Raw genomic sequence first — 18,356 nt, forward strand, 5'->3', positions numbered from 1 at the left:
AAAGAAAATAGACAAACTATCAACAGATATTATTATATAAGTAAAAAGAAAGTGGTGATTATATGGGATTACTAATTGGTTCACATGTCTCCATATCAAAAGGACTCATTGGTGCTGCAAAAGAAGCCCATTCTTATGGAGCAAATACATTTATGATTTATACTGGTGCGCCTCAAAACACCAAACGCCGCCCCATTGATGATTTAAAAATTGAAGAAGGTCGTACCTATATGGCCGAACATGACATACAGGATATTGTGGTTCATGCACCTTACATTGTCAACATGTCATCGGTAAAAGAAGACATTTATGAACTGGCTCAGACTTTTTTGTCAGAAGAAATTCGACGGACAGAAGCCATTGGGTCACGATACATTGTCCTTCATCCAGGCTCCTTTACCGTGAAAGACCCCGATTGGGGCATCAAACGTATTGCAGAAGGACTCAATAACATTCTCACCAAAGATACCAAGCCTTTTATCTGCTTAGAAACAATGGCTGGAAAAGGCTCTGAAATAGGACGGTCCTTTGAAGAATTACAGCAAATCATTGAATTAATCGATTTAAAAGATAAAATTGGCATATGCTTTGATACATGTCATACCCACGATAGCGGCTATGATATTATCCATCAGTTTGATGATGTGTTAGCCACTTTTGATGAGATTATTGGTCTTGACCGGTTAAAAGTCTTCCATATTAACGGTTCTCTCAATGTATGCGGTGCCAGAAAAGACCGGCATGCCAATATTGGCGCCGACACATCCAATAAGCGTGGTATGGATCAGATAGGTATGGAAGCACTAAGAAACGTGGTGCAGCATCCTATCTGTCAAGATAAGCCCCTTATACTGGAGACACCTTGGATTGATAAGAAAACCAACCTGTATAAAGAGGAAATTGCCATGTTACGTGGTACAGAGTAAGTATCCTTATACATTGAATTATTTAGAGGCTATAGATATAGAAAGGATTAATGAACCATGGATAAGAAAACCGTCTTAGTAACCGGGTCTTCTCGGGGTATTGGTAAAGCCATTGCCATGAAATATGCCACTGAAGGTTATCAGATTGTGATTAATTGTGCCCATAGTTTGAATGAATTGCTGAAAACTGCTTCTGAGATACAAGCGCTTGGCGCAAAATGTCTGCCCATCATGGCGGATGTATCTAATCTGGAGGCCATTGAGCATATGTTTGAAGAGATTGCTATGGTATTTGGTCATGTGGATGTAGTGATTAACAACGCAGGCATGGCTTGCATGAAGTTATTCACGGATACCGATGATGAGGATTGGCATCGGGTCATCACAACCAATCTGACTTCCGCCTATCGGATCTGTTCAAAAGCCGTCCCATCCATGGTGAAAAGACAGGCAGGGTGCATCGTTAATATCTCCTCTATATGGGGTATTACTGGCGCCTCCTGTGAAGTGGCTTACTCCGCATCAAAAGGAGGCGTCAATGCTTTTACCAAGGCTTTGGCAAAAGAACTGGCACCTAGTCATATACGTGTCAATGCTATAGCATGTGGTTTCATTGAAACATCCATGAACAGCCGTCTTACAGATGCCGATACACAAGCTTTTATAGACGATATCCCGGCTAACCGCTCGGGTAAAGCTGAAGAAGTGGCTAATCTCTGCTATTACCTATCCTCAGACGCATCTACTTACCTGACAGGACAAGTGATTACCCTTGATGGGGGACTATTGTAGCAATACAATCTACCATACGATTTGATTTTCTAATAGGTTGTTGTCAAGCCTTCTGACAACCTGGCTGTTATTGTCCAGCCACCCATTTACCACACTCAGGTCATTCTGATTGTCTTCTAACAATTGAATCAGTTCGTTAAGTTCACCAGGACGGACATAATAATTATTCAATATTTTCTCCAGCATGGGTTGATTGAACTGTTTGTGCACTAAGGTATGGGTGTCCACTTTGTTGGTATAGACCCCCTTGGTATCCCTTAATTGTCGCAATCTATACTGACTGATATTGCCATTAGGGGTCCATAGGGCAACGGCAATCCATTCTTTATTGTCGGTGGACTTGGTCAATAATTCGTCCAAGTCTTTATAGCTAATCATTTGAATTTCAAAATCCAATTGATACTGGTCAAGCATGTCTTGTGTTTCCTGATAGGTTAAATCACTTTCTTCACATACATAAATCCTATGGTCAAATTTCTCACCATAATTTTCTAACTCGGATAAAAATGCAACATATGTGTAGGCAGGCACAAAAATACCATTGGACATGTTGCGGCAGTTGGAGCCTAAATCTTCTATATGTGTTCCAAGTTTAGCCCGTCTGTTGGTGTCGATGGTAGGTATCCAGCTGCTTAACACCACATCCGTATTGCCTGAACCTAGACTATCCCACATCTGATTGGTCTCTTCAATGACCACTTTTGACGTATAGCCTTCCCTGGTTATAAGCGCATTTAGTAAAGCTGCTTTGGCATATGACGATGGATAAGTGGTACATCCAATTCTTATATCTACGGGTGTTTCTTCCCTTTGTTCTTGTTCTATTTTGGCACAAGATGAACATACTGCTACAATACATATGAGGGCTACTAGAAGTCTACGCATAGGCATCTCATTTCCTTTCTGTCTGGGATACTTATATCCATCACTTATAAGCTGTCTACCATGGATGTTCTTTTGAATAACTTAATCATTATGGATAGTATCTCTCAATCATAAAATGGTTATCATGGTTAGTTTTGGAAATAAATGCTATGCGGCCTTTACTTTTGTCGTCGATGATGCACTGGTGAATAGCCCATTATTTTTTTATATTGCTTAGAAAAGGTATACAAATCCGTATAGCCAAGCTTGTGAGCAATCTCTCCGATACTCAGTGATGTATCCGCCATGTAATAGTTAGCTTGCCGGATAATCTGAGCGATAAGGTATTGCTTGGGTGTGATTCCGTAGTGATTTTTAAAGATACGGCTGAGATGTTTGGCGGATAGTCCCAGATGTTTGGCCATTTCTTCAACTTTTAATTGATGGTGCAGGTGTTTATCCATGTAAGCTTTGATGGCTATACTCCGGTTATCTTTTTGTGTGCCTTCCTTCATGTGATGATAGAACTCCACCATGATCTGGGTTAATAAACCATGACATATCTGTCTGTTGCCTAACCGCTCTACATGGCTATTATAATCATATAAGGCTCGAAATGTATCTAGGAATGCAATGCCCTGGTAATCTACTAGGGTCATATAATAAGGCTTATGAAACACGCTAATCTGCTCCAAGGTTGTGTTATCATAGAAGCCAAACCGTATGGGCATGATCCTTGGCAAGTCATGAGGGTCAGCCCCAGAACTGTGTAAACAACCGTTACTGACAAAAATCAGTCTTCCTGCTTCAAGTGGTATCCGCTGACCTTCCACGTCATACCAACCTTGACCGCCTTTTACATAGATGATGTGCTGGTCCTTATTTCGCCTATTGGTAATCTGCCATTGAGAGGGTACGGTTACATTATACATGGTGTGGATGCGCATATGGGTTTGATGGTTAAGTGACGTGAGCGTGGATTCCAGTGTTGATTGTGGGTTGTATTGTGTTGATGGACACATATAGCCACATCCTTTCCGTTATTCTTCACAGGTATAGTATAGCATAATATGCTATAGGTTATGATGGGAATGGTATGTCTAGCCTTGTCATAACATGATTTGTGCAAAAAAGGGCTATTTCACCTCATCATTATGGTTTCAATGGTTTGGTAAAATAGCCCCTAATGGGTTAAGCTCTTTTCTTTCTTCTTCTTTTCTTGGTGGTTGCTTCTTCACCATACTCGTAATAGTGATAATAATAACCACCGGTTTTAGATGTATCTGCTTTTGATAGGACAACACCTAAGATGTTGCCATTTACTTTATTCAGTAATTTTTTAGCCAGCTTAGCGGATTCAATGTTGGTTTCCGCTGAAGCCACAACAAGGATGACACCATCCACTAAACTTGTTAAAACGGCTGCATCAGTGACACTGCATACCGGTGGTGCGTCAAATAGAATCACATCATACGCTTCTCTAAACTTAGCGATGAGCTCCTGCATCATCTGTGACTCTAAGATCTCCGTTGGATCTGGTGGTATAGGACCCGATGTAATGATATCAAGGTTGGGTAGTTCGTCTATCTTCTGGATCACATCCTGTACAGGTACTTTCTCCACAATGACATTCACTAAGCCCTTTCCATTAGCTATTCTAAAGGATTTATGAATCCTTGGCTTTCTTAAATCACATTCCACAAGCAATACACGTTGTCCCACTTGTGACATGGTTATGGCTAAGTTAGCCATGGTGGTTGTTTTTCCTTCACCTGGATTGGAGCTGGTCACAACAATGGCTTTGTTTTCTTTATCAATGTTAAGATAGTGGAGATTGGTTCTTAGCATTCTATATGATTCCGATATAGGGCTCTTAGGGTTTTTATAAGTAATTAAATTTCTATTCATGGCTATCGCTCCTCCCCTTTGAACTTTGGTATCACACCAATAACAGTTAATCCAAGGTGCTTTTCAATATCTTCCTCACTCTTAACGGTGTTATCTAAGAATTCAATGATAAAGATAATGAATAGGGCAACCATGATACTTAGCACACCGGCTATTGCTATGTTCATCTTTTTATTGGGTTTAACAGGTGATGTAGGCTCTAAGGCTTCATCAATGACCTGTACATTTTTCACATCAATAATGGTTGACACTTTTTCCACCAATACATTGGCAATCTCATTGGCCACGTCCATTGCCACCTTTGGATTCGTATGCTGCACATTGATGGTAAAGAGTCTTGAATCTTTTATGGTACTGACAGATAAGTTATTACGAAATGTGTTAAGGTCCATGTTGAGCTTCAGTTTTTCAATAACTTCTGTTGCCACTAGTCGACTCTTGGCTATTTCGCGGTAATCCGTGATTAATTTACTGTTTAGCTGTATATCACCAATGGATATACTGCCTATGTCCCCTTTTTCCTTACCGATAAAAAGTGATGTCTTTGCTTCATATATAGGTTCCATGTACTGTGTGGTAATGATGTATGCGGCTACTGTACTGATGATAAAACATAAGGCGATAATCCACCATCTTTTTAGTACGGCTGAAATCAGTTCTCTTAGGTCTATTTCTTGATACTCATTTTCCATTAGCTAGTCTCCTTCTGGCTCTCATCTACATCGTCTCTCTTACTCATATCCAAAGATACATCGTAATCTATTCATAAAACCATTTTTCTCCTGAACAAGGGGTTCAACGTATGTCACCGTTTCGTGTTGAATGACCTGCTGACCATTTTCGATGAATAGACGATTGGCATAAGCTTCCCCATAGCCATTTTTAACCATGTCATAAGCACGCTTTAGTTTAGGTGCACGTCTACGGCTGGTATGGGCATCTGATGCCACAAAGTGTACCATTTTATATTTTAAAAGTGCGTGGGCAAACTTTCTAATCTCATCACCATAGAGTCCTTTAATGGAGCCGCTATTGATTTGTATGTAACAACCTTTTCTAATAAGGCCTCTTAATATCTCCATATGGTTCTTTCTGTTAAATGTACGCTCTGGATGGGCTATAATGGGTCGATAACCTTTCAAGACCACATTATAGAGAATAGTCTCCACAATGTGTTCACTGGTTCCTGGTGAAAACTCAATCAAGACATACTGACTCTTATTAAGGGTATGACAATCCCCTTCAACTAACTTGTCCGTTAACATTGCATCAGCAAATAACTCATTACCCAGATACAGTTTAATGGGCAACTGCTCCTTATCTATCAGCTCACAGACTTCTCTATAGCGTTCATTTAGCTCATGTAATACATACCCATTACTTCCTATGATATAGTGAGGCGTAGCGATGATGCTGGTGATGCCTTCTTTGACAGCTATATGCAGCATCTTCTTGGTCTCTTCTATACTGGATGAACCATCATCCATATGATACAATATATGGTTGTGAATATCAATCATACCATCGGCCTCCTTACTTAAGTCCATGGCATTATCACTTATCTCAATACTTTGTCTATCAACGCATGACAACACTTAATACCATGACACTTATTGAAACATATAATTGTACTTACTAAAGAGCGCATCTAGCTTACTCATTTCTTCTGGTGTTAGGACCACTTCCAGATATTCCTTTAAGTCAACCCGCTCTTCATCTGTTAATCCACCATCCAGATACCCCAACAGGATATCGTCATCTATTTTATCCCCAATGGATAAACCATCTTCTAGATCAGCATCGGCTATATCTTCTCGGTTTTCATTAATGGTATCGTCAACCCATCCATGACCTGTATAGTCTTTTTCAACTGTGTTTTGGTCAGGCTTGGTGGGTTCTTCACTATCCGATTCGGATTGGTCGGTGCTCTCACTATCCGGTGCTCCTTCAACGTCTTCACCACTGGGCTTGTTATCTTCATTCTCTTTATCTATTGGATCTTTCCCTTTGTGTGGCTCTGATTCTGCTGCTTGTTCCTGTGTTCCCTCTTCTTCATCCTGTGTTGTTTCCTGCTCATTATCTGTTGACGCTTCACTTGCGTTATCAACTGTTTCTTCGTCTAATTCATCGTTTGTTTCTGTGTTATCTTTTCCTGCATCAGTCCCCACATCTGCATTGGTACTTCCTTCATTGTTTTGATTCTTTGATACATAATCCCGGTCTACATCATATCCTGCTTGTTTTCTATTGGAAGCCCAGACATGATAACCTACCATGGCAAGAGAAGTTATGAGTACGCCTGTTAGTATAATTGTCATCCATTTGTATTTTTTCATGTCATCACCTATATCCCTTATTAACAATACACCAGCCACCATAAGGACATACATCCCATAGGTAGCTGGCATTTATCTAGCTACTTTTATAAGCTATATTCTAATATAAGAAGTATAACTTGTAAACCATCATGGCTACTTCTGCTCTTGTTGCATCACCAGATGGGTCAAATACGTTGCCTGGTTTACCCTTAATAATACCTTCGCGATAAACGGTTGCAATGGCATCGTCTGCCCAGTTAGCAATACTGCTCATATCCACAAACTTATCATCAATTAAGCTGCTATCTGTTTCACTCTTAATACCTACATGGTTCAATGCATTATTAATGACTTTTGCTGCTTCTTGTCTTGTAATGGTTGCCATAGGTGCAAACGCATTGCTTGACTTACCAGCAATGATACCATTTTGGTAAGCAGCTGCTACATCTTGTGCGTACCACTTGCTTGTGTCTACATCATCAAATGGTAATACACTATCATTGGCTTCTAATTGAAGCATTCTTGATATTAAGGCTACAAATTCAGCTCTTGTAATCTTTGCTTTAGGTGCGAACACATCGTCACCTTTTCCATTGATAATACCTTTTCCAGCTAATACTTCAATGGCTTGTCTTGCCCACTCAACACTACCAATATCACCAAATGTATCATTGGATACATTCACGAAATACTTACTGAAGTGTTTACGTGAAACAGTTACTTGACCTGTTGCTGGGTCATATTTACCTGCTACTTTTTCAATGGTACCTTCATCTGTTAATAAGTAGAAGGATACTTTTTCTGGGTCTTGTCCAGAACTTAAGGTATATGGAACCGTTACTTGAATGGCTTGTCCGAAAGTGGTTACTTGCTCACCTGCAACTGTAGCATTCAAGTCGATAACATTTTTAACGCCTGATGGTAATGCTGCTTTTTGTGTAGCTGATAATTGAGTTGTCGCTACTGTGTCAGCGCTAAGTACAATGTCTTTTGTAGATGTAAATGTTTCTACACCAACAGTGAACGCAGCTGTCTCAGTCTCTACTTTTACCATATCCACAGCTTCAAAAGCATCTTCTAAGTCTGGTAATGCGATTTCTACATTTTCTTGTGTAGCGGGTACTTGTAAGGTTAAGGAAACAGCTAATTCTCTGTTACCATCAATTTTGCTATCTACAAGAAGTTTTTCCATGTCTTTGGCTGTGTCTTTTACTTTACTAAGACGATAAGCGTAATCATAAGTGGATAAATCTGCTGTTGCTTTGCCATCTTGTACTTTTACTTTATCATCGGATACACTTGCAATACCTGATTTCTCAATAGCTACTTCTGCTAATTCAAGAGCTGCTTCTTCAAGAGCTAGACCTTGCTCATCATCTGTCACCACGTTGTTAATCTTTGCAACATCAGCAATAAGTGCTTTTGCTTTAAGTGTTACGGAAGATGAGTTGGTAATGAATTCTAATGCGGTGATTGTGCTGTCAAGGGTTTCTGCTACTTGCTCAACAACTTCTGCTACCGCTTCTTCGTCATCCAGTGCATTGATCACTTTTTCTGTACTTTCAAGAACTGCTGAAACGGATTTTAATGCAGCGTATGCACCGTTTTGATCTGTTACGTTGTCTAAGCTATCCACTACTTTATCAACAACTTCTGCTACTTTGTCAGCTACTTCGTTGTCGTCTAGATTACCATTGGCTAGGTCTTCTGTTATTTTGTCAAGTTCTGGATCGGATGTTACTGGCGTCCCTGTGTCTCCACCAGGTGTTGGCGTAGGTGTTGGGTCTGTCCCTGGATCATTTCCGCCACCGCCAGTTGAATATCTGTAGATAAAGCTGTAATTATCTAGTAAATAGGCAATGGCAACTCGGTTTTGTCCAGTGTTGTATTCTGCAATTACAACGTTAAAAGCATTTGTAAATGTTTCTTTATTTTCAATAGGTTCTTTTTTAACTGTTTCAATAGTACCTATAAATGTGGTCATACCACCACTATTAATAAACATTTGATTATTGGTTGTATTTAAGTTAACAATCTTAATATCTCCATAGCCGATACTATGTAGGTTTTTATATGTTTGTAAATCATCATATAGACCTGCTATTTTAGTTATACTAGCACCAATCTTGTCTACAGTTAAACCAGCAGTGCTAAGTGCAGTACCAAAATTTCTTGCATTTAGGGCCTCAGCAAAAGTATTACTTGGTGTTGTGCCTCCACTTAAACCTAAGTGACCTCTTAAGTTAGCTATATCTGAACTCAAATCGCCTGTTTGAGTTTCTACATAATCAGCTAACTCAGAAATCATATCCATAGCACTAGTAACTTCTAGATAAGTATTAAATCGTTGTTTTTGACCCTCCAATAATTGGTTATACATATCTGTAACAACTTGCTTCATACTTGCTTTATCATCTGCTTTTAAGAAGGCTTCTACTGTTACAACTAATCCTTCCTTTGCATCGGTACTCATACCTTGAACAGTAGCAACAAATTTTGCAACTAACTGTTCTTCAAGAGTTGCTGCATTCACGCTAACTGGTATAACCAGCATAGTCACTGCTATTACTAATGCAACGAGTTTTTTCACATGTCTCATTTTTATCTCTCCTCTTTCCTTTTGTATTTAATTATCTACTGGAAGATAACCTATCCATTATTTATGTTTTTCCCGTAGTATAATTCATATGTACTTAGCCTATCCCCTTGCAACTGATATTTCTCTGTGGTTAAGTCGTTGCATAAATTCTCCATTTACCACATTGTTTTCTATTTTATACGTAGGTATCATCTCTGCTAATGATTGTTTAATCATTGCTCGATTATCTCTAGCTATTACTTCTCTTAACCCATCCAAACCTTGTAATAAACTATCATAATCAATCTCAGCTGGCTTCCCAATAAATATCTTATGATGGGCTGTTGACGACATACCTTCTTCAGCCATGAGTAATTCCTCATATAATTTTTCACCTGGTCTTAGACCTGTTACCTCTATGGGTATATCAATATAAGGTTTTAAGCCTGATAGTTTAATAAGGTCTTTTGCAAGATCCATGATTTTAACAGGTTCTCCCATATCAAGGATGAATATTTCACCTCCCTTAGCCATCGCACCAGCTTGCATGACAAGCTTAGCGGCTTCTGGAATCGTCATAAAATATCTTATAATATCCTCATGGGTAACTGTAATTGGACCGCCTTCAGCTATTTGACGCTTGAAGAGTGGGATCACACTACCGTTACTACCTAGAACATTACCAAAACGCACTGCAACATATTCTGTTTTAGAACGTTTATTGATGGATTGAATAATCAATTCACATGTTCTCTTTGTAGCTCCCATGACATTGGTTGGGTTAACAGCTTTGTCAGTCGATATAAGTACAAATTTTTTCACATTGTATATATCGGCAACTTGGGCGACATTAAGCGTCCCAAAGACATTATTTTTTATAGCTTCTGATGGATTATCTTCCATTAACGGTACATGTTTATGGGCCGCAGCGTGAAAAACCACATCAGGTTTATTCTGTCGGAATACTTTTTCTAAACGAAGTCTATCCCGTACAGAAGCAATGATTACCTTTAAGTACATCTTATCCTTGTGATAAACTTTTGGTTTCTCATCAGGACTAATCAACTGGACATTGTAGGTTCGACATAATTCATTTTGTAAATCATACGCATTGTTCTCATAGATATCTAGTATGATAAGCTCCCTGGGCGAAAAACTTGCAATTTGGCGACATAGCTCAGAGCCAATTGAGCCTCCACCACCAGTTACCAAGACTTTTTTATTTTTTATGTAACTGCTGATACCATCCATGTTAAGTTTTACTTCTTCTCTACCTAGTAGATCTTCTATTTGAACGTCACGTATATCGCTTAGTTTTACTTTTTTACTCATCATGGTGTACATGCTGGGTAGAATCCTTAGTTTACATTTGGTACGCCTGCATTCTTCTATGATAGCTTTTATATCATCCTTGCTTGCTGAAGGTAGAGCAATAATAATTTCATGTATGTTCTTTTTGAAAGCTACACTGGCTATGTCTAGCCTCTGACCAAGAACGGGTACATTATTGATGACTTGTCCTTGTTTTCTTCTGTCATCATCGATTAGTGCGATTGGTTTACCTGTGATGTTACGGTTGTTTTTTAGTTCTTTAATAATCATGGCTCCAGCATCACCTGCACCAACAATCATAATTCTCTTTATTTCTTTCTTGCTGAATAATAGATCGCTGTGTTTGACACGTCTTAAGGTACGGTATGTGAACCTTACACCACCAATAAACATTAATTCAAGAATAGGTGCCAATATGTATATGGACCTCGGTAAGTGCTGTTGTTGAAAATACAAATAGGCTAATACCGATGCATTAGCTACGATAACACCACTTACGACCTGTATCATTTCTTCAATGCTGGCATATTTCCATAAACTCTGATAGAGTTTAAATATATAAAAGACGACAAGTTTAATACATGTTATCATGATGATGTTGTCTATATATATATTAATATACTTTGGGTCAATATTCCAGTCAAATCTGACAAAACATGATAAAAAATAGGCCAAATGTATTAGAAAAACATCCAGTAACATAAATATTAACATTTTTATTTTCTTATGCATTTTAAATTATCCCCCAAAATAGATAAATTTTATTTTTACTTCTATATCTCTATATATGTCTGTTAAGTCATTATTTTATGTACTTGAACGAGTTCATTATATGCCACTATCATTCATACAACGATGCTAAATAAACCTATTAAGACTTCTTTTCTATATCTAGGAAAAATAATACGTTTGTTATTGCCGTCGTAAGATGACATATCTTTGTTATCAACATTGGTTTTTTTATCTTATCTTAATTTGCCTAATCGTATTTATAGACAAATCAAAACAAAATAAAGATGGACATGATAAAAGAACTGTTAATTATAAAGAATAAGATTCTATAGATTTGCTATGTACTGTTCATTCTTTTCCCACATCAATAATACAATTTAAAGATAATATAAATTGTTCTATAATCCCTCAATAATGTTTCATTTCGCTCCATAAAAAACTATATGTATATAAATTGACAAACGATTCACTCTACATATAGCTAATTTATGCACGCATCATACATAAAACACTATGTTATCATATACCTTTACGCGTATATTTGTCAATATTACATGCAATTTTCTATTTTTTAATGAATACCCATATAGAAATCTACGTATTATTTAGTGTTTCTGTACAAGAGAATCAGAAAAAATTGGGTACATGACTATTTTGACCAAAAGACATTTGTAGGTTATATGACCTACATGAACATTATAAGGATTATATGTGAAATGTATGTGAAGTGTATTAATGTTAAAATTTGCTATTAATTAAGGATATTATTCCCCTTTATTTTTTCTAAACACCCCTATTAATAACGTACCTAACACAACTGCTGTTAGTGCTCCAGCACTATCCAATATTACATCACTAACCTGTCCACCCCTACCATCTACAAACGTCTGATGGTATTCATCAAATATGGCAAAGACAGTAGCTATTAACCATGCAACAATTAATGCCACTGCTTTTTTCTGGATCATGGCATATAATACCATGAAAGTAATAAATCCCAATATAAAATAAATGGTAAAATGTGTAGCCTTTCTTAAGTAATGATCCCATTGTTTTATGGTTGAATAATGGGTACTATTGGCTTCCTCTTCTGTCATGATACCTAGTCCTACTGCAACCTGCTTAACAATGCCTTTTGATAAGGCATCTGATTCCGTTGCTGTTTGTGCTGAAAATATGGTAATCGTAATCATAATGGCTATAATAACACTTATCCCAACTATATGTTTTGCTTTCATTTGTTTTCCTCTCTACTTAACTTTGGTAATAACGATGTTAATCTTATGAACTTTTACTTACAACCTGTATATTATTGTTAATTAATTAACTTTGAAATATTTTTTATTTTTTTGTAACCTTTTAGGTTATTTTGCCCCTTATATATATGAGAGGGTTTTTAAATTGGTACATATAATAAACAATTGTTTAGCTTAAATAGACGAGGATTACCCCTAATATAATCCTATATTCATTTCATGCTAAATAATCGTACATGTTCGCAATCAAAACGTCAAGTAGCGAACTCATTCCTAAAAGGGTATCTGCAAAGATACCCTTAGCTATGTTTTAATGAAATGTCTATCAACTAACCCAATAGGTAATGACTCTATAAATTGTATTATACATGCCATCATAAATCAACATGATAATTGATTAAATGTGTACAATTATCATGTTTTCTTTTGTATCTTAGCCCTATTATAATTTGCATTTATTATTTAGTTTTCCCACAAAATCAATCCCTTTAACTACTTTCTTTTTGAATAATTAAATTTCTTATATGTTTTTGTAACCTTTTGTTGTTTTAAAACCTTATATATATGAGAGTATTTAAATTAGTCATTTAAAAAGAAAGGAAATGTAAAAATGAGAAAATTAAGGATTTTAGTATTAACTGTTGTTATGCTATGTATGTTTACTATTGGAGCTAGTGCAATGGATAACGAAACATCATTGAGAGAGATTAGAATGGGAAATACGATTCTCCGTTCTATGCCTAGATCAACTGCTACGGATATCATTATCTATATGTCTGACGCTGCTATCGGTTCTGAGTCCCAGATATCAACATCTAGTCAAACTTATACAGCTGTTGAATGTGAAACGATTAAAGTAGATGTATATGTTCAAAAGAAAAATTCTAATGGTTATTGGACAACTGTAAAAACTTTTTCCTTCACTGAAGAAAATACAGATTATGTTGGTGTGTACCCTGCATATCATGATGTAGAATCCGGTTCTACCTACCGAACGAAAGCTTATAGATATGCAACTGTTGATGGAACAACTTACTACGATTATAACTGTTCTTCTGAAACCACAATTAAGTAATGAAAAAGAGGTGCTATACTAATTAATAGCTCCTCTTTTTTTAACTACTGATTACTAAATAAATCTACTTGATTAAGCATATCTTGATAAACGTTACTTGATATTTCAAACTCTATGTTCTCCTTCGTAAATAAGCAAATGTTCAGTTGCTTACTTTCTAGGATTACAAGTTCAATACCGTTTCGTTTCATTGATTTTATGTTAAAGATACTATCATTAAATGTGGCTGTGGTTCCCGAACCTTCTGCTACATCTTTTTGTATAATTTTAATTCTGTCTTCTGAATCTTTATGTTTCAAATCGATTCTTAGTATACCTATATCGGCTGTTGCTTTCACAAAATCATAAGCATTAGGTATCGCAGTAGATACATATTCTTTTCCATAAAGTTCTGCTAATTCCTCAATCTGTCTATCCATATTTTCATTTTGATAAGACTCTTCTTCTAGGTGGACGCCACGTTCATAAAAAGTAATTGTATTACCACTAATATCTATTAACAATCGCTTAAATAAACTTGCGTCACTTGTTAAATCAACACTTACCAATAATACAATCACCAAACTACACACAAAAGCTAAACGATATATGCGCCTTTTCTTGTATTTTTTTACCATGTTTCTCTCATGAATCTCATGATGTAAGTTATGCCATATTCTGTTCTTAGCCCCCTGGTCAATCTGTATTGCATCGGCATGATTAACTACATATGTACTCAGTCTACGATCTAGCTCGTTATATGCGCATGCTTTCTTTTTCTTCATCGGTGATCGTTCCTTCCATCTTCTCCCATAATATCTTTCTTGTTCGATGTAACTTGACTTTTGTGTAAGGCAGGGATATTTTCAATATGTTTGAAATCTCTTTGAGTTTATAGCCTTGTGCTGCTAATATAATGACTTCTCGATCTTTTACTGGTATATCTTCTAACATCTGCGAAAAAAAGATATCTTCAAATGCTTCTCCAATACTATCTACATCTGAGCTAATTTCTTCATTAATAGTCGTAGGGAATAGACTATTTCTTCTAGCGTTCTCCTTAGCTCTTTTTAATGCGTCATTATACGCAACTCTTAGAAGATAGTTACGAAAGTGATTCGAGTCTTTCATTCTTGCCATATTTTTGAAGGTAATTCGAAAAGAATCTTGTGTTATTTCTTCACTATCTTCCTTATTTTTAACTATCCGATATGCTGTCCCATAAACAAGTTTATAATATGTCTGATACAAGTACTGTAATTGGTCATCGTGATCCCCATGGTTATTTAGCATAATGCCACTCCCTTGTAGTAATAATCTGTTATTCGTTTCACTACACAAGGTTATTTTCTCATTAAATGCTTCATCAAGTCAAGAATATGTTATGTAATTGTAGCATGTTATTTTTATATACCTATTTTGTTATGAACACCTATATGTTACGTTACTTATATAACTGTTATTTAATATTGTATTACATATTTGCTTATTAAGCAATTATTATTTTAATTTTATAATTTTTATTAACTGTTTAATTTTATTATATATTTACTGATGATGCTAATAATATATTTTTTGACTATGTTTATAGAGATTTATATGAGGTTTTTCGTAATTAATAAATGCAAAATCATCAATATATACAGATTTCACACCTTTTTATGCATCGTTGATATATTTTTAGATGATTTAATAGAGCTTTTCTTGATACTCAATGTTGTTTCATAAAATATTGATTATGCAGGATGATATTAATAAATCTATGTGGTGATTATTTGACACGCTTACTCTTATATAGCATTATCCGTTATTCTCTCTTTCTAAGCTTATAAATTGTATGGTTGAACATTGAATTAACATTACCAATTTTCATAAAATAAATAATTATAAAGTACAATATTGCTGCAATTGAAACTGAAATAGCTAATGAAATGGTCTCATATAATATTGATTGAAGTTGCAAAAAAAGCATTTTAGCAACTATTCCAATAATAATTGAAGAGCCTAATATTTTGATAAAATTAAAGATTATTTCTTTAATTCCAAACTGCCCAATTTTACGCCTTAACGAAATTGATAATAGAATTATTGTAGCTATTGCAGAAATTGATGTAGCTAATGCTAGCCCATTTATCCCCATATATTTAGACAAGGTGAAATTCAAAATTATATTTATTACAATCCCCAGAGCGCCGTTTTTTACAGGTATAGTCGTTTCTTTCATAGCATAAAAAACTTTTGTAATTATACTTCTTAATCCATAAGCTACCATTCCTATACAATAATAAAACAAGGCTTGTTCAGTCATGGTTACTGCAAGTGAGTCAAACTCCCCTCTTTTAAATAAAATTTCAATGATTTGCTCTGAAAAAAGTAATGTGCCCACCGTGATAGGAGTAACTAATAACAATACGAAAATAATCGTTTCAGCAATTGTATCTTTGAAAGGCTTTTTAGATTCAATTAACCTTGATATTGTTGGATAAAAAACAGATGTTATAGACAATACTAAAATACCTTGAACAAATCCATTCAAACGGTTTGCATAGTTTAAGGCAGAAATACCACCTATTGATATCTGTGACGCCAAAGTTCTATCTATTATTGTATTAATTTGATTTAAGCTGCTACCAATTAACATCGGTAATGAGAATATTATTATTTTCTTGATATACTTATCGTTGAGAATTGAGCTAAACTTATATCTGAATCCAACTTTATATGAAGATATAAGCAAAATAAGAAATTGTAATATAGGTCCTAATACCATCCCAATCGGTAAAAGTATTAAGCCATATTTTGTACTAAGTATGATGGATAATATAAGTATAGCATTTAATGGTATTGTACTTAATGCAGAAGTATTATACTTTCCTTTTGCTTGTAAATAACTCTGAAAAATATATATAATACCTATAAAAAAAATACTGATTATACTAATTCTTGTAAAACTTATAGCTAATTCTATTTGTTCACTTGAAAATCCAAATGCAAATAATAATACCACTTCTTTTGTATAAATATAAACTATAGAAACAATACCAAGACAAATAAATATTACAATGTTCATAACATTACTTGTAAAAATATTTTGCTTTTTTCCCTCTCCTTTATTATCAATTTCTAACAAAATAGGAATATATGCAGACGCTAAACTGACACCTATCATTCCAAAAATTACTGTAGATATCGACGAGGCAATAATATAAACATCACTAGTTCCACTTGCACCATAAGAATAAGAAAGCACTAAGTCTCTAGTAAAGCCAAAAATTTTAGATATAATTGTTATAAACATTAACATAATAGCCGCTTTTTTCATTAACTGTATCTCCCCTATAGCCTATTATAATTTGTTATTATAAACATAGAATCGTCATATACTATCAAAGAAGTCTCTGTATTTTGACGCAACTTTTTCCCAAGAATATTGAGACATTAGTTTAGCAATATCTTTTCTATTAAACTCTGATAACGAATTAATACTATTAGCTCCCTTGAATTTTATCGGGATAACATATTTCATTAATTCATTACTAAATTCTAATGTACTATAAATTTTATTGTTAACATATACAGGTAAACCACAAGCCAATGATTCTAATATTGTCATTGCCTGACCTTCAGAACTACTTGGCAATATAAATGCATCGGCTGCTGAATAGTATTTATAGAGCTCATTATTAGGTATTACCCCTAATAATTTAACTTGATCTTCAAGTTTCAGAATACAGATTTGTTCCTTTAAATTATCATATTCAGGGCCATTACCAATAATCCAATAAGTAATATTCAGATTATTTCTTGCAATATAATCCAAAAATAAAGAATGTCCTTTTCGCTTTGTTAAAGATGCCACTGTAATAAATACATTATCATCTTTATTTATCTTATTTTTCTTTCTAACTATGTTTCTACTATTATCCTCAAAATAAAATTTATCTAAATTTATACCATTTCCAATTATTTCAAAATTGATTTCCTTACTGATTAGGTACTCAATTTGTTTGTATTTGTCTTGATTTAAGCATGTAAAGTTCCCTAACAACTTTGCAGTTTTGGTATATAACTTTTCAATATCAATACCTTTATTCCTATTAAAGTCAACTGCAGCTTTATTTGTAAACGGTATTTCATGAAAAGTAGTTACTACTTTTGAATCATTATCTATGTACTTTAATATTGGTAAAAATATAACTCCGTGAGAATGAATTAAATCTGGACTAAATTCATCAATTATTTTTTCTAAGCTTAATCTATATAACAGCATTTTTTTAGCTGGCATTCCATAGACATTTCTGTAGTCTTTTAACTCTTTTATTAGACCTATCGGGTTCTTCACTAATTCTATAAAAAGTGAAACTAGTAAGTGCAGAATTGAGTAACCAAATATTTTTACTTTTTCATTTCCCTTATACATTAAATGTTTGTTTTTAATTTTAGTTTTATTCAAATTAGTTGCAAAGATAGCTACATTATAATATTCAAGAAAATGTGGAGTTAAATCTCTTATAACCGTTGTAACACCACTAAAATAACTTCCACCCATTTCAGTCGGTAAAACTCCCAAAACTAATAATTTTTTTTTCATATATT

Annotated in this window: 16 protein-coding genes; 3 read left to right on the forward strand and 13 right to left on the reverse strand. The window is 35.0% G+C overall.

Annotation, left to right across the window (positions count from 1 at the left end; all coding sequences use genetic code 11):
- Window positions 1-62 precede the first annotated feature (62 nt).
- Both HZI73_RS23050 and ymfI read left to right on the forward strand, forming a co-directional pair.
- Window positions 63-926: a deoxyribonuclease IV gene (locus HZI73_RS23050; protein ID WP_212695686.1), complete on the forward strand. Its 864-nt coding sequence runs from the start codon at window positions 63-65 to the stop codon at window positions 924-926.
- Window positions 927-983: 57 nt separating this feature from the next.
- The gene (gene ymfI / locus HZI73_RS23055) at window positions 984-1,718 is read left to right on the forward strand and encodes an elongation factor P 5-aminopentanone reductase (RefSeq protein WP_212695687.1); all 735 of its coding nucleotides are present in this window, start codon (window positions 984-986) and stop codon (window positions 1,716-1,718) included.
- A gap of 9 nt (window positions 1,719-1,727) precedes the next feature.
- Here ymfI and HZI73_RS23060 read toward each other — a convergent pair whose 3' ends face one another.
- The 9 genes from HZI73_RS23060 to HZI73_RS23100 all read right to left on the reverse strand — a co-directional run bounded on the left by HZI73_RS23060 (window position 1,728) and on the right by HZI73_RS23100 (window position 12,688).
- The gene (locus HZI73_RS23060) at window positions 1,728-2,603 is read right to left on the reverse strand and encodes a glycine betaine ABC transporter substrate-binding protein (protein WP_212695688.1); all 876 of its coding nucleotides are present in this window, start codon (window positions 2,601-2,603) and stop codon (window positions 1,728-1,730) included.
- A 158-nt stretch (window positions 2,604-2,761) separates the two neighbouring features.
- Complete coding sequence (locus tag HZI73_RS23065) at window positions 2,762-3,604, reverse strand: helix-turn-helix domain-containing protein (protein WP_212695689.1); 843 nt, start codon at window positions 3,602-3,604, stop codon at window positions 2,762-2,764.
- Between the two features lie 169 nt (window positions 3,605-3,773).
- Entirely contained in the window at window positions 3,774-4,490 is a 717-nt protein-coding gene (locus HZI73_RS23070) for a CpsD/CapB family tyrosine-protein kinase (protein ID WP_212695690.1), read from the reverse strand.
- 2 nt (window positions 4,491-4,492) lie between these two features.
- Entirely contained in the window at window positions 4,493-5,182 is a 690-nt protein-coding gene (locus HZI73_RS23075; protein WP_212695691.1) for a YveK family protein, read from the reverse strand.
- 39 nt (window positions 5,183-5,221) lie between these two features.
- Complete coding sequence (locus tag HZI73_RS23080) at window positions 5,222-6,010, reverse strand: CpsB/CapC family capsule biosynthesis tyrosine phosphatase (RefSeq protein WP_212695692.1); 789 nt, start codon at window positions 6,008-6,010, stop codon at window positions 5,222-5,224.
- Window positions 6,011-6,100: 90 nt separating this feature from the next.
- Window positions 6,101-6,826 (reverse strand): ICP22 family protein, encoded by a 726-nt coding sequence (locus HZI73_RS23085; protein WP_212695693.1) that lies wholly within the window; start codon window positions 6,824-6,826, stop codon window positions 6,101-6,103.
- Between the two features lie 100 nt (window positions 6,827-6,926).
- A complete protein-coding gene (locus HZI73_RS23090) occupies window positions 6,927-9,407 on the reverse strand; it encodes an S-layer homology domain-containing protein (protein WP_212695694.1) in 2,481 nt (826 codons plus the stop codon).
- A 99-nt stretch (window positions 9,408-9,506) separates the two neighbouring features.
- Window positions 9,507-11,309, reverse strand: coding sequence for a polysaccharide biosynthesis protein (locus tag HZI73_RS23095; protein ID WP_330619632.1), 1,803 nt, complete (start codon window positions 11,307-11,309; stop codon window positions 9,507-9,509).
- A 905-nt stretch (window positions 11,310-12,214) separates the two neighbouring features.
- A complete protein-coding gene (locus HZI73_RS23100) occupies window positions 12,215-12,688 on the reverse strand; it encodes a VanZ family protein (protein ID WP_212695696.1) in 474 nt (157 codons plus the stop codon).
- 697 nt (window positions 12,689-13,385) lie between these two features.
- Between HZI73_RS23100 and HZI73_RS23105 the strand changes: the two genes are divergently transcribed.
- Window positions 13,386-13,781 (forward strand): hypothetical protein, encoded by a 396-nt coding sequence (locus HZI73_RS23105; protein WP_212695697.1) that lies wholly within the window; start codon window positions 13,386-13,388, stop codon window positions 13,779-13,781.
- A 44-nt stretch (window positions 13,782-13,825) separates the two neighbouring features.
- Here HZI73_RS23105 and HZI73_RS23110 read toward each other — a convergent pair whose 3' ends face one another.
- The 4 genes from HZI73_RS23110 to HZI73_RS23125 all read right to left on the reverse strand — a co-directional run bounded on the left by HZI73_RS23110 (window position 13,826) and on the right by HZI73_RS23125 (window position 18,351).
- The gene (locus HZI73_RS23110) at window positions 13,826-14,545 is read right to left on the reverse strand and encodes a hypothetical protein (RefSeq protein WP_212695698.1); all 720 of its coding nucleotides are present in this window, start codon (window positions 14,543-14,545) and stop codon (window positions 13,826-13,828) included.
- Window positions 14,517-15,053, reverse strand: coding sequence for an RNA polymerase sigma factor (locus tag HZI73_RS23115; protein WP_212695699.1), 537 nt, complete (start codon window positions 15,051-15,053; stop codon window positions 14,517-14,519). Before HZI73_RS23115 ends, HZI73_RS23110 begins: the two co-directional genes overlap by 29 nt.
- 514 nt (window positions 15,054-15,567) lie before the next feature.
- Window positions 15,568-17,082, reverse strand: coding sequence for a murein biosynthesis integral membrane protein MurJ (gene murJ, locus HZI73_RS23120; RefSeq protein WP_212695700.1), 1,515 nt, complete (start codon window positions 17,080-17,082; stop codon window positions 15,568-15,570).
- A gap of 54 nt (window positions 17,083-17,136) precedes the next feature.
- The gene (locus HZI73_RS23125; RefSeq protein ID WP_212695701.1) at window positions 17,137-18,351 is read right to left on the reverse strand and encodes a glycosyltransferase; all 1,215 of its coding nucleotides are present in this window, start codon (window positions 18,349-18,351) and stop codon (window positions 17,137-17,139) included.
- Between the last annotated feature and the right edge of the window lie 5 nt (window positions 18,352-18,356).

The organism is Vallitalea pronyensis, from assembly GCF_018141445.1.
Classification (GTDB): Bacteria; Bacillota; Clostridia; order Lachnospirales; family Vallitaleaceae; genus Vallitalea; species Vallitalea pronyensis.